Origin of the sequence: Thiohalophilus thiocyanatoxydans (genome assembly GCF_004366735.1) — a bacterium.
In the GTDB taxonomy this organism is placed as follows: Bacteria; Pseudomonadota; Gammaproteobacteria; order UBA6429; family Thiohalophilaceae; genus Thiohalophilus; species Thiohalophilus thiocyanatoxydans.
Genome location: NZ_SOQX01000002.1, coordinates 203317 through 216464, shown reverse-complemented (window position 1 = coordinate 216464; position 13148 = coordinate 203317). Strand labels below are relative to the sequence as shown.

11 protein-coding genes are annotated in these 13148 nt (G+C 57.5%); 3 read left to right on the top strand and 8 right to left on the bottom strand.

Features of this window, described 5'->3' with window-relative positions; translation table 11 throughout:
• Window positions 1–42: 42 nt before the first annotated feature.
• The 6 genes from truB to EDC23_RS04655 all read right to left on the bottom strand — a co-directional run bounded on the left by truB (window position 43) and on the right by EDC23_RS04655 (window position 6726).
• A complete protein-coding gene (gene truB / locus EDC23_RS04680; protein ID WP_134081677.1) occupies window positions 43–966 on the bottom strand; it encodes a tRNA pseudouridine(55) synthase TruB in 924 nt (307 codons plus the stop codon).
• Between the two features lie 8 nt (window positions 967–974).
• The gene (rbfA, locus tag EDC23_RS04675) at window positions 975–1340 is read right to left on the bottom strand and encodes a 30S ribosome-binding factor RbfA (protein WP_134081675.1); all 366 of its coding nucleotides are present in this window, start codon (window positions 1338–1340) and stop codon (window positions 975–977) included.
• Between the two features lie 36 nt (window positions 1341–1376).
• Window positions 1377–3899, bottom strand: a complete 2523-nt coding sequence (gene infB / locus EDC23_RS04670) for a translation initiation factor IF-2 (RefSeq protein ID WP_134081673.1) — start codon at window positions 3897–3899, stop codon at window positions 1377–1379.
• A gap of 37 nt (window positions 3900–3936) precedes the next feature.
• Window positions 3937–5433 carry a transcription termination factor NusA gene (gene nusA / locus EDC23_RS04665; RefSeq protein WP_134081671.1) on the bottom strand — a complete coding sequence of 499 codons (1497 nt, stop codon included), beginning with the start codon at window positions 5431–5433 and terminating at the stop codon, window positions 3937–3939.
• Between the two features lie 75 nt (window positions 5434–5508).
• Entirely contained in the window at window positions 5509–5988 is a 480-nt protein-coding gene (gene rimP / locus EDC23_RS04660; protein ID WP_134081669.1) for a ribosome maturation factor RimP, read from the bottom strand.
• Between the two features lie 225 nt (window positions 5989–6213).
• Window positions 6214–6726: a DUF1269 domain-containing protein gene (locus tag EDC23_RS04655; RefSeq protein ID WP_134081667.1), complete on the bottom strand. Its 513-nt coding sequence runs from the start codon at window positions 6724–6726 to the stop codon at window positions 6214–6216.
• Between the two features lie 169 nt (window positions 6727–6895).
• Here EDC23_RS04655 and EDC23_RS04650 point away from each other — a divergent pair, with 169 nt between their 5' ends.
• The 3 genes from EDC23_RS04650 (at window position 6896) to zwf (ending at window position 11087) form a co-directional block, all read left to right on the top strand.
• Window positions 6896–8293 carry an MBL fold metallo-hydrolase RNA specificity domain-containing protein gene (locus EDC23_RS04650; RefSeq protein WP_134081665.1) on the top strand — a complete coding sequence of 466 codons (1398 nt, stop codon included), beginning with the start codon at window positions 6896–6898 and terminating at the stop codon, window positions 8291–8293.
• Between the two features lie 404 nt (window positions 8294–8697).
• Entirely contained in the window at window positions 8698–9606 is a 909-nt protein-coding gene (gene gnd / locus EDC23_RS04645) for a phosphogluconate dehydrogenase (NAD(+)-dependent, decarboxylating) (RefSeq protein ID WP_134081663.1), read from the top strand.
• Window positions 9603–11087 carry a glucose-6-phosphate dehydrogenase gene (gene zwf, locus EDC23_RS04640; protein ID WP_134081661.1) on the top strand — a complete coding sequence of 495 codons (1485 nt, stop codon included), beginning with the start codon at window positions 9603–9605 and terminating at the stop codon, window positions 11085–11087. Before gnd ends, zwf begins: the two co-directional genes overlap by 4 nt.
• 336 nt (window positions 11088–11423) lie before the next feature.
• On the opposite strand, the gene glk is transcribed toward zwf, so the two are convergent.
• Both glk and pgl read right to left on the bottom strand, forming a co-directional pair.
• Window positions 11424–12395 carry a glucokinase gene (gene glk, locus EDC23_RS04635; RefSeq protein ID WP_134081659.1) on the bottom strand — a complete coding sequence of 324 codons (972 nt, stop codon included), beginning with the start codon at window positions 12393–12395 and terminating at the stop codon, window positions 11424–11426.
• Window positions 12392–13123, bottom strand: a complete 732-nt coding sequence (pgl, locus tag EDC23_RS04630; protein ID WP_208321279.1) for a 6-phosphogluconolactonase — start codon at window positions 13121–13123, stop codon at window positions 12392–12394. The genes glk and pgl overlap by 4 nt, the downstream gene beginning before the upstream one ends.
• Between the last annotated feature and the right edge of the window lie 25 nt (window positions 13124–13148).

Below are 13148 nucleotides of genomic sequence, written 5' to 3'. Positions count from 1 at the left end.
TTTTTTAATTTAGCGCACTTTTAAAAAAAACCGTTAAACAGCTCAACCGCCATGGCTGACCAGCCGCTGCGGTGCAACCCGGCCATCGGCCAGAATCCGGCCGACACCGATAAACCGGGAACCATCCCCGACGACCAGCCGCACCAGGCCGCTGGTTGGCGCCTGGGGAATCTGGACCGCCTGCCCCTGACGCAGGTAATAAGCGGTATTGTCGGTCAACACCAGTTCCGGCCACTCGCCCAGCGCCGCCTCGACCGGCAACAGCGCCTGATCGAGCGCCGCCAGGCCGGACTCCGCCCGGTGTTCCAGCTCGCTCAGCGGCACCGCCTGGTCGATGGAAAACGGCCCGGCCCCGGTACGTCGCAGTGCGCAGAGATGGGCCCCGCAGCCCAGTTGACGGCCGATATCCTCAACCAGAGTACGGATATAGGTTCCCTTGGAACAGCGCACATCCAGGATCAGCTCATCGCCGTCCTGACTCACCAGCTCCAGCGCGTAAATGGTGATTTGCCGCGGTTCCCGGGCAATTTCCTTGCCCTGATGCGCCAGTTTATACAACGGCTCGCCATTGACCTTGATCGCCGAGTGCATGGGCGGTATCTGTTCGATTTCCCCCACAAACCCGGCCAGGACCGCCTCGACCTCGGCCCGGCTGTAATTCCCGACCGGGTTGCGCTCCAGTACTTCGCCTTCGGCGTCGGCACTGGTGGTGGTCACCCCCAGTTTGCAGGTCCCGATATAATGTTTGTCGGAATCCAGCAAAAAGGCGGAAAACTTGGTTGCCTCGCCGAAACAGAGCGGCAGCAGGCCACTGGCCAGCGGATCCAGGTTGCCGGTGTGACCGGCCTTGGCGGCCTTGAACAGCCGCTTGACCTGTTGCAGCGCGGCGTTGGAGGTCAGGCCGACCGGCTTATCAAGTAACAAAATGCCGTTGACGGAACGGCCCTGGGGACGACGTCTTGCCACGTACTACCTCACTCGTCGCGTTGTTTGTCGGATTTGACGGCTTCATCGATCAAGCGCGACAGCTCATTGCCCCGTGCCATGGATTCGTCATACACAAAACGCAACACCGGTACCGTACGCAGGGTCATGGAGCGGGCCAGTTCGTGACGCAAGAAACCGCTGGCCCGGTTGAGAATCTCCAGGCTGGCGGCAATATCCTGTTTATCGTCAAAGACGGTAATAAAGACCTTGGCGTGCGACAGATCCCGGGCGACCTCGACCGCCGAGACGGTCACCATGCCGAGGCGCGGATCCTTGATCTGATGCTGGATCAAGGTTGCCAGCTCGCGCTGCATCTGTTCACCGATGCGCCGGGTACGGCTGAAGTCTGCCATGAAGCGTTTATCTCCGGGTATCGGGTTGGCGGCTGATTAAAGCTTGCGGGCGACCTGGGTCCGTTCGTAGACCTCGATCTGATCGCCGGTTTTGACGTCGTTATAGTTCTTGACGCCGATACCGCACTCCATACCCTGTTTCACTTCGTTAACGTCATCCTTGTAACGTCGCAGCGACTCAAGCTCACCTTCATAAATCACCACGTTGTCACGCAGGACACGGATCGGACTGTGTCGCTTGACCACACCCTCGGTCACCATACAGCCGGCGATGGCGCCAAGCTTGGGCGAACGGAACACATCGCGCACTTCGGCCAGCCCGATGATCTCTTCTTTGGTTTCGGGCGAGAGCATACCGCTCATGGCCGCCTTGACCTCGTCGATGAGATCATAAATGACACTGTAGTAGTGCAGATCGACATCTTCTTCATCGATCAAGCGCTTGGCAACCGCGTCGGCACGGACATTAAAGCCGATCAGGATGGCGCTGGAAGCCACTGCCAGATTGACATCGGACTCGGTGATACCACCCACGCCGCTGGCGACGATCTTGACCTTGACCTCCTCGGTGGACAGTTTTTCCAGCGCGTCGGTAATGGCTTCGACCGAACCCTGCACATCGCCCTTGAGCACGACGTTGACAACGCCAACCTCGCCCTCTTCCATCTGCGAGAACATGTTTTCCAGCTTGGCCGCCTGTTGACGGGCCAGTTTGACATCCCGGAACTTGCCCTGGCGATACATGGCCACTTCACGCGCCTTGCGTTCATTGGGCACCACAACCGCTTCATCGCCGGCATTGGGCGTACCGGAGAGACCGAGAACCTCGACCGGAATCGAGGGACCCGCCTCTTCCACCTGTTCGGCCTTTTCGTTGAGCATCGCCCGCACACGGCCGTATTCCAGACCGGCCAGCAGGATATCGCCTTTACGCAGCGTTCCCTTTTGTACCAGTACGGTGGCAATGGGACCCCGCCCCTTGTCGAGGCGGGACTCAACGATCACCCCTTGCGCATTCCCCTCGCGGGTTGATTTGAGTTCCAATACTTCGGAGACCAGCAGAATCGCTTCCAGCAGGCTTTCGATACCCTCGCCGGTTTGCGCCGACACATGTACAAACATGGTGTCGCCACCCCAATCCTCGGGGATCACGTCCAGCTGAGCCAGTTCATTCTTGACCTGGTCGGGATTGGCCTCGGGTTTGTCCATCTTGTTAACCGCCACGATCAACGGCACCCCGGCCGCCTTGGCATGCTGCACTGCTTCTTTGGTCTGCGGCATCACGCCGTCATCGGCGGCAACCACCAGAATAACGATGTCCGTCGCCTGGGCACCACGGGCGCGCATGGCGGTAAACGCCGCATGGCCCGGGGTATCAAGAAAGGTGATATCGCCGTTGTCCTGTTCCACATGGTAGGCGCCGATATGCTGGGTAATCCCGCCCGCTTCGCCGGAGACCACCTTGCTGCGCCGAATGTAATCCAGCAGCGAGGTTTTACCATGGTCGACATGGCCCATGATGGTCACCACCGGCGCGCGATGAACGGCTTCGCCGACTTCGTCCTCGACCACCAGATCCTCTTCGATCGCATCGGCCTTGAGCAGTTTGGCAGTGTGACCCATCTCCTCGACCACGAGGGCCGCGGTATCCTGGTCCAGGACCTGGTTGATCGTGACCATGGTCCCCATATTCATGATGACCTTGATCACTTCAGCCGCCTTGACCGACATTTTCTGGGCCAGCTCGGAAACCGTAATGGTTTCCGGCACGGCTACCTCATACACGATCGGGGCATTGGGGCGTTGAAAACCGTGCTCCCCGGACGGCGTCGCCGAAGGCCGGGATTTGCCGCCGGAGCGCTTTTTACGCTTGCCTGATTTGTCGGCCGTGACATGCAATTCCTGACGACCGTAGCGGGTGGCCCGATCTTCTTCCTCGCGGGTGCGCTCCTTGCCTTTTTTGGCCTTGGCCGGACGCGCGCCCGGTTTGGATTCCTTGTTTTCTTCCGCCTGTTTGCGGGCAATTTCTTCCTGCTGCAGACGTGCGGCCTCTTCATCCGCCTTGCGCCTGGCTTCCGCTTCAGCCTCGGCTTCACGAGCCTTGCGCTCTTCTTCCTCGGCACTGCGTTTGGCCTGCAACTCCGCTTCACGTTGTTTTTCGGCCTCTTCGGCCTCACGCCGTTCATCTTCCAGCTTGGCTCTTTCCGCAAGAACCTGTTCGGCCTTTTCCTGCTCCTGCTCAAGCACAGTGCTGCGCTTGACATAAGTGCGCTTCTTGCGCACTTCGACAGTGACTGATTTGCCCTTGCTATGTCCGCCGGTTTGGCGAAGTTCGCTGGTGGATTTGCGATTTAAAGTAACTTTTTTCGGCTCTTTCAGGCCATCGCCTTCGGCGCCGTGTTTATTACGCAAAAAGGACAACAGTTCCATTTTTTCGGCATCCGTAATCGTCGCATCAGCATCGGATACCGGAAGGCCTGCCTCTTTAAATTGATCCAGCAGCCGATCTACCGATATGCCTACTACTTCTGCGAACTGTCGGACGGTTACATCTGCCATATACTCTCTCTCCTGCTCCTCAGCGTTCCGGTTTGTCTCAGTTACTTTGTTCTTCAGCAAACCAGGGTTCGCGCGCTTTCATAATTAACTGCGCTGCTTTTTCTTCGTCCATCTCATCAACTTCCATCAGTTCATCCACTGACTGCTCGGCCAGGTCTTCCATGCTGCAGATCCCCTTGCCGGCCAGCTTGTAGGCCAGACTCTGATCCATGCCTTCCATATTCAGCAAATCTTCGGCCGGTTCCGTGCTATCAACGGTTTCCTCACTGCTGATGGCGCGGGTCAACAATACATCCTTGGCACGGCCGCGCAGCTCTTCGACGATTGAATCGTCGAACTCCTCGATTGCCAGTAATTCATCCATGGGCACGTAGGCGACTTCATCAATGGTGGTAAAGCCTTCCTGTACCAGAATGGAAGCCACTTCTTCATCCACATCCAGCAGTTCCATGAACTGTTTCTGAACGCGTACCGACTCCTCTTCGCTTTTGGATTCCATATCGGCGACGGACATGACATTCAATGTCCAGCGCGTCAATTCACTGGCAAGTTTGACGTTCTGACCGCCCCGGCCGATTGCCTGGGACAGCTGCTCCTCGGCAACGGCGATATCCATGGTATTGGTATCTTCGTCCACCACAATGGATTCCACATCGGCCGGCGACATGGCGTTAATAACAAATTGCGCGGGATTCTCGTTCCACAAGACGATATCGATACGTTCGCCGGCCAGTTCGTTGGAAACGGCCTGAACCCGCGAGCCACGCATACCGACACACGCGCCAACCGGATCGATTCGTGAATCATTGCTGCGTACCGCAATCTTGGCCCGCGAACCGGGATCGCGCGAGGCACCCAGGATGTCTATCAGTCCTTCACCGACCTCCGGGACTTCAATCTTGAACAGCTCAATCAAAAACTCAGGAGCGGTACGACTGACGAACAGCTGCGGTCCGCGCGCATCGGGGCGAATCTCCTTGAGATAGCCCCGAACACGATCGCCCGGACGGACGGATTCACGCGGGATCATGTCTTCGCGCGGGATAATGGCATCGGCATTGCCACCCAGATCGAGATAAACATTTCCTCTTTCGACCCGTTTGACGACCCCCATCACCAGCTGGCCGATTTTGTCTTCGTATTCCTCAAGGACCTGCGCCCGTTCGGCTTCACGGACTTTCTGCACGATAACCTGCTTGGCGGTCTGGGCGGCGATACGACCGAATTCGATTGACTCGACCTGCTCCTCGATAAATTCACCGGTCTGGATATCCGGATTCTCATACTGGGCGGCGCTCAATGTCGTCTCGCGCTCCGGATGCTCCATGGCATCGTCTTCCACCACCTCCCAACGCCGGAATGTTTCATAATCACCGTTGGTTTTATTGATACTGACGCGCAAATCAACGTCGGTGTTGTAACGCTTCTTGGTGGCAGTCGCCAGCGCGCCCTCGATGGCTTCAAAGATGACGTCTTTGTCCACACCTTTTTCGTTGGACACTGCATCAACTACCATCAGAATTTCTTTGTTCATAACCCAGCCTCTAGAAGCAAATCAAAATGCATGCTTAACTGTTCAAATTCATTGTCAATCTTTTGTGCCCGGCGATTAATGACTGTGAATAATCGCATCGTAATCCGGTACCAGATTGGCCTTTTCAATTTCATCCATTGTCAGCTCATATGTCTGACCGGCGTCGTCCGTAATATGGACAACCTCGCCTTCCACCTTATCGATACGCCCGGCCAGCTTGCGTCGCCCTTCAACCGCGTGACGCAACCGCAGCTTCACCTTCTCACCGAGAAACCGGGTGTAATGTTCCGGCGTGAACAGGGGGCGATCCAGTCCCGGTGAGGAAACCTCGAGATTATACCGGCCGCGGATCGGGTCCTCGACATCCAGCACCCCGCTGATCTGGTGACTGACCTGTTCGCAGTCGGCCAGGGTAACGCCCTCTTCCGAGTCGATGAAAACCCGGACCACGGAATGTTTTCCCTGCGTCTGATGCTCAACCCCCACCAGCTCGTAATCCAGCGCCTGCACGGCGGAGGCGATCAGCGTGGTCAGCTTGTCTGTTGCCTGTCCCATTTTCGTTACACCCGTAAACAAAAAGTGGGCGCGAGGCCCACTTCCTGAATAACACCAAATTCGTGCCGGATTGTAACACCTTATATATAGGCCAGGCAATCCTGCGCAGAGAAATTTACCGCGTCACGGCGCGCCCTGCAAGGGTTCAGGGCAGATAACCGCATCCCGATTACGTACAGACCGTCGGGAGCCGGATCGACCCCCGACGAAAACCGGGCCCCCACTTCAGGGAAACGCCGGGATGGTCGGTTCCACGTCGCGGACCTGGGCTTCAGGATGGTGTTCCTTGACCCGCGCCGAAATGGCATCCACCTGTTCCACCGGCACATCCACCATCATCAGCAAGTGACCCTGCTCAAGCTGGCTGGAAAACGCCTTCAGCCGGGTGTTGGGGATATTCACGGCCACCATGGTGGAGGCAAACAGACCAATCAGCGCGCCGCCAACAGTAATCGAGCCGACCGACCAGACCTCCAGACCGGAGACGATATAGCCCAGCATCACCGCCAGTGTGCCGAGCAGCACGCCGGCAAAGGCACCGATAATCGCCCCCAACTGGGCACCGTGGACCAGATCGCTCTTTTGCAACAGGGAGGCCTCGGGCAAATCGGCCAGATCCACATCCTCGCGCGCCAGCACATGAATATGGCGTTCCTCGATTTTCGACAACAACAACTCGTTATGGACCGTCTGGGCCGACTTGACGTCGGGGAGAATGAAATATAACCGCCTTCTCATTGCGCACCTCCTTCCTCGGGATTCGAGGGTTGGCCGGGCATCAACCCGAGCAGGGAGAAGAACCTGTCTATTACAATCAAGTATAGTTGACCCAGGCGCTGTGAACAGTGTCGGCAGATCACTGATTATTATTTTTTATCTTTTTTAATCAATATGATAGGCTGTTTTTATGGCAAGTTTGCAATTTCTCGGTGCCATCGGCGAAGTCACCGGCTCGGCCTATCTGCTGCGCAGCGCGAAAAGCACCATCCTGCTGGAGTGTGGCCTGCATCAGGGCCGGGGGGCCGACGAAGCCAATCAGGCGCCCTTTGAATTCCGCGTGGAGGCGATCGATGCGGTGGTGCTCTCCCATGCCCATCTGGATCACAGCGGGTTGTTGCCCCGGCTGGTCAGAGAAGGGTATCGGGGACCCATTTATATGACCCGCGCGACCCACGATCTCATTGACATCATGCTCCACGATGCCGCCTTTTTGCAGATGAAGGACACCGAGTGGGAGAACAAACAGCGCCACAAGGCGGGCAAGGCACCGCTTGAGCCGCTGTATACCGAGCAGGACGTCGAAGCTACCCTGCAACTGCGCCAGACCCTCGACTACCGGCAACGCATCCCGATCAGCCCGGATGTCCAGCTCCAGTATCATGACGCCGGCCATATCCTCGGCTCGGCTATTGTGGAGCTCACTGTCGAGGATGCGGGCACCACCCGGCGACTGGTCTTCTCCGGCGATCTGGGTAATATCCATCATCCGTTGCTGCAGGATCCCGAATATCTGCAGCAGGCCGACACCCTGCTGCTTGAATCGACTTACGGGGATCGCAACCACCGCAGTTACGAGGAAACAGTGGAGGAATTTCAGCAGGCTCTGCAGGCCGCCGCCGAAGCCGGCGGCAATGTCCTGATCCCCGCTTTCGCCGTGGGACGGACCCAGGAGATCCTGTTCTGGCTGGGCAAGTTTTATCGCCAGGGACGCCTGCCCCAGCAACAGATTTTTCTCGACAGCCCGATGGCCATTGCCGCCAGCGAACTCTATTTTCGTTATTTGCACCTGTTCAACGACGATGACGCGCAGGCCTTGGTCGATACCGCCCACCATCGCTGGGAGGAGTGGCTACCCAATCTGCGCTGTACCCGCACGGTCGAGGAGTCGATGCAGATCAATACCATCCACGGCGGCGCGATCATCATCGCCGGCAGCGGCATGTGTACCGGCGGGCGCATCAGCCATCACCTGAAAAACAACCTCTGGAAAAACAATACGCATCTGATCATCGTCGGCTTTCAGGCCGCCGGAACGCCCGGCCGCGCCCTGGTCGACGGCACAGAACGGCTCAAATTGTTCGGTCGCGAAGTCAATGTAAAAGCCCCTGTCCATACCCTCGGCGGGTTCAGCGCCCACGCCGACCAGCAACAACTGCTCGAATGGGCCGGCCACTTCAAACCCCGGCCCAGGCTCTATCTGGTGCACGGCGAGCAGGACAAACGCGAAATCCTGCAGGAGCAGTTCCGGCAACACTACGACTGGAACGCCCGCCTGCCCGCTTACAAGGAGAAAATCGAGCTGTAAGTAATCCCTCTTTTTTAATCTCTGGAAAGTAACGCGGAGGTCGCGGAGCCGCAGAGGCGCGGAGAATGCAAATAAATAATTTGTTGCTTGCTTGATGTCATTATCTGCCGGAATAACAATGTCTATCCGCATGTCTTGTTATTCCTTCCTCGTTACTGCGCGGGTTGATCGTACCCAGCATGCACCTTACCCGGTCTATTAAATCGCGGGACAACTTTCCTTCCGCTGTTGACTGCCATCTGCTATCTGCCTGCTGCCAATTTTTAAAAATTTTCTCTGCGGCTCTGCGACCTCCGCGTTTTATTCCAGAACCCAGGACAAGTGACCCGCCGCAGGGAGATTCTCACTCTCGACCCAGCTGTGCTAAGTTAGGTAGTACCTATTGAACAAGGACGGGAATCCTCATGCGTATTGCACTGATTGGTCTGGGCAAGATGGGGGCCAACATGGCCCGGCGGCTGTTGCGTCAGGATATCGAGGTGGTCGGGTATAACCGCTCGCCCGATATCGTCAACCAGCTGGCGGAGGAGGAGAACCTGATCCCCGCCGAAAGTCTGGAAGCGGCCATCGCCCAGCTGCCGGCACCGCGTATCGTCTGGCTGATGCTGCCGGCCGGCGAGATCACCGAGCAGACCCTGCAAACCCTGCCCGGCCTGTTGCAACCGGGCGATATTGTCGTCGATGGCGGCAATGCCAACTACCACGACAGCCAGCGCCGCGCTGCGGCACTGGCCGAACAGCAGATCGGCTATGTGGATGCCGGCACCTCGGGCGGCGTCTGGGGGCTGGACGAAGGCTATTGCATGATGGTCGGTGGCGAGCGCGCCCATGTCGAGCCGTTGATCCCGGTATTACAGGCCCTGGCACCGGCCCGCGATGCCGGCTGGGCCCATGTCGGCCCCCCCGGAGCGGGCCATTTTACCAAGATGATTCACAACGGGATCGAATACGGCATGATGCAGGCCTATGCCGAGGGCTTTGCCCTGCTGCAGGGCAAAAGCGAGTTCGAACTGGATCTGGGCCAGATCAGCGAGCTGTGGCGTCACGGCTCGGTGGTGCGCAGCTGGCTGCTGGATCTGAGTGCCGGTTTCCTGCAACAGGATCAACAGCTGGCGAATATCAGCCCCTATGTCGCCGATTCTGGCGAAGGGCGCTGGACCGTCATGGAGAGCATCGATCAGGGCACCGCCGCCCCGGTACTGGCTCTGGCGTTGCAGATGCGTTTTGCCAGTCAGGACGATACCGCCTATGCCAACCGGATTCTGGCCAAGATGCGTGAGGCCTTTGGCGGTCATGCGGTGAAATCAGAATGATCGATCTAGAGCCCTGTACTTTTATCGTCTTCGGCGCCACCGGCAATCTGGCGCGCACCAAATTGCTGCCCGCGCTCTATCACCTGGAAGAGGCCAACCGCCTGCCCAACGACATGTGTATTGTCGGCTTTACCCGCCAGGCAATAACCGAAGCGCAATGGCATGACGAGGTTACCGAGCTGCTGCGCGAGCGGGCCCGGGACGGGCTCAACAACGAGGTACTGCAACGGCTGATCGAGCGGCTGCATGTTTTCAGTGGCGACATGACCAGCAGCGAGTCATTACAGGATCTCAAAGCGTATCTTGAATCCAGTCCGCAAATTCCGGCCAATCTGGTCTTTTACATGGCGATCCCGCCCTCCTACTACTCCCGGGTCAGCCAGGCGATCGCCGGAGCCGGGCTGAATAACGAGGATCAGGGCTGGCGCCGGCTGGTGATCGAAAAACCCTTCGGTTATGACGTGCAAAGTGCGACCGTGCTGGATGAGAACCTGCAAAAGTGCTTTCACGAAAAACAGATCTTTCGTATCGACCATTACCTCGGCAAGGGCATGGTACAGAATGTCCTGGTGTTCCGCTTTGCCAATCTGCTGCTGGAGCCGTTATGGAACCGCAATTATATCGATCATGTGCAGATCACTCACTCGGAAACCCAGGGCATTGCCGGACGTGCGGCGTTTTATGATCAGGTCGGTGCCATGCGCGACATGATCCAGAGCCATCTGTTGCAAATGCTCACCCTGGTGGCCATGGAGCCGCCCGCCAACCTGGATGCCGAGTCCCTGCGTGATGAAAAGGCCAAGGTACTCAAATCCATTCGCCCGATCCCCAAACGGGCCATCAATGCCCACGCCTATCGCGCGCAATATACTGGGGGCATGCTGGACAATGAGAGCGTGGCCGGTTATGTGGAGGAAGACGGGGTACCGCCCAACAGCACGACCGAAACCTATGCCTCACTCAAACTCTATATCGACAACTGGCGCTGGCGTGGTGTGCCGTTCTATCTGCGCACTGGCAAGCGGCTGGCCCAGAACAGTTCCATGATCAGTATTCGTTTCAAGCATCCGCCGCAACAGTTGTTTCGCAAAACCCAGATCGAAAAACTCAAGCCCAACTGGATCCTGCTGGGCATCCAGCCCCAGGAGTGCCTGCGCATGGAAATGCAGGTCAAGGAACCGGGGCTGGAGATGCAGACCCATACAACCCGTCTGGATGCCAGCTACTGTGGCGTCAACAGTTATTCACTGGATGCCTACGAAACCCTGCTGCTGGATGTCATCGAAAACGACCGTTCCCTGTTTTTGCGTTACGACGAGATTCAACTGGCCTGGGAAATCGTCGATCCCGTCGTCAAGGCCTGGGACAGTGAAAGCGAATACATTCAGACCTACCCCGCCGGCAGCTGGGGCCCGCCCGAAGACACCCGCCTGTTCGACCACGAAGACCACTACTGGCGCAACTCGCTGGATGAAGAGTAAATCGGCAGTGTAGAGATACTTACAGTTCAGGAATTGTTCCTGGACGGCGGAATATAACGCAGAGGACGCGGAGGCGCAGAGGCGCGGAGAAATGATTTTTTTAAATAATCCTTATTCTTTGCTGTATAGCTTCTCCTTCACACGAAGCCATATCAGAAACAAACTACTTCTTATGCACCCTGTATCCGTTTCGAACACGTTAAGTAGCTCATAAAATGCATTTAATCTGCTGATATAAAAACCAATAAAACTCTGCGTCTCCGCGTCTCTGCGTCCTCCGCGTTGGTTACCAGGACACTGAAAAAAGAATAATCCCTGAGTGTATACGGAGGGTATTTATCGATTACCCGCGTACCACGCCGCGCCGAGCAGGCCGGCGCGGGGGTTGGTGATTACCCTGACCGGCATACGTTGTAATAATTCGCTCATCGGTGGCTTGTTGTTAAAGGCGGCGATAAATCCGCTCTGGCTAAGCGGTTCAACCAGGCGGGCGGCCATTCCGCCGGCCAGATAGACACCGCCGGTTGCCAAACCGACCAGTGCCAGGTTGGCGGCGCAACTGCCGTAGAGGCGAAAAAACAGTTCCAGTGCCTGCACGGCGGCCGGATCCTCACCGCTTAGCGCGCGACGACTGATCGCTGCCGCCGGATCCGTGGCCTCGCAAACCATGCCGGTATCGACCTGCCGGCGACGGGCAACATAACGATAGATCCGCAACAGCCCGGGACCGGACAACAGATGCTCATAACTGACCCGCGAAAGCTCCTGGCGCAAAAAGTGCAACAGCCCGTCCTGCTCCTCGTCAACGGGGGCGAAGTCCATATGCCCGCCCTCGGACGCCCGGACCTGAACTTGCCCCTGAACATCCCCCAGCAATGCCATGCCCAGACCGGTCCCCGCCCCCAGGATGACCCGATTGCCTGACAGGGACTCGCCTGTCTGCAACACGTGATAATCCCCCTCACTCAGCACCGCCAGCGCGTGGCCGTTGGCGGCAAAGTCATTGATCAGGTGCACCTGGAGGATGCCAAATCGCTGTTGCAGTTGCTGACTGTCCAGGGTCCAGGGCAGATTGGTCAATCTTGCCCGGTGCGAGTGGATCGGACCGGCGATGGCAAAACAGGCTGCTTCAATGGCCTCACCGGACGCATGCTCGTGAATGAATTGCGCCAGTGCCGCTTCAAAGTCCGGAAAATCCTGCGCGAGATAGTCAACCTGCTGCCGCAGAGTCACACTACGGACATCGACTTGCGCCAGGGCCAGACGACAATGGGTCCCGCCAATGTCACCGGCGATAACCTGTTTCATAGCGCTTCGGGCAGCTGGCTCGCTGCCGCCTGATCCAGGTACCACTCGACCCGGCCTTGTGGCGCCAGTTTCTGGACCGGGTAGCGCTCATCGCCATCGCCGCCGAGCACCTGTGCCACAACCGGCGCCTTGCTCTCGCCGCTCACCAGCAACATCAGATTGCGGGCCGCGTTCAGCACCGGATAGGTCAGGGTGACCCGCCAGCTGTTGAGCTTCTCTACATAGACACTGACTGCCGGGGTATTGGCAACGGTCAATGCCGAACTGTCGGGAAACAGCGAAGCAATATGCCCATCATCTCCCATGCCGAGCATGACAAGATCAAAACAGGGAAACCCGTCGGGGCTGCGGTGCACCCTCTCCAGAACCCGACGGTATTCCTCAACGGATTTTTCGATATCCGCCTCGACCCGGATCGGGTGGACATTATCGTTCGGAATGGGAACATGATCGATCAATGCCTCTTTTACCATCAAATAGTTACTCTCCGGGTGATCTGCGGGCACATCCCGTTCGTCTCCCCAGTAAAGATGGATCTTGTCCCACTCAAGCTCCTCCTGCTGTAACAACTGATAAACCGGCTTCGGCGTCGAGCCGCCGGCCAGCGCCACATGAAAACTGTTCCGCGCACGAATTGATTCCCGGGCCAATTCAACCCAACGTCGTGCGGCGGCACGAGCGAGCTCTCCCGGTTCGAGGTAAATCTGATACGGCTGTTGTGATTTCAAAACACCCTCTTGTGCGCGTTGCTTC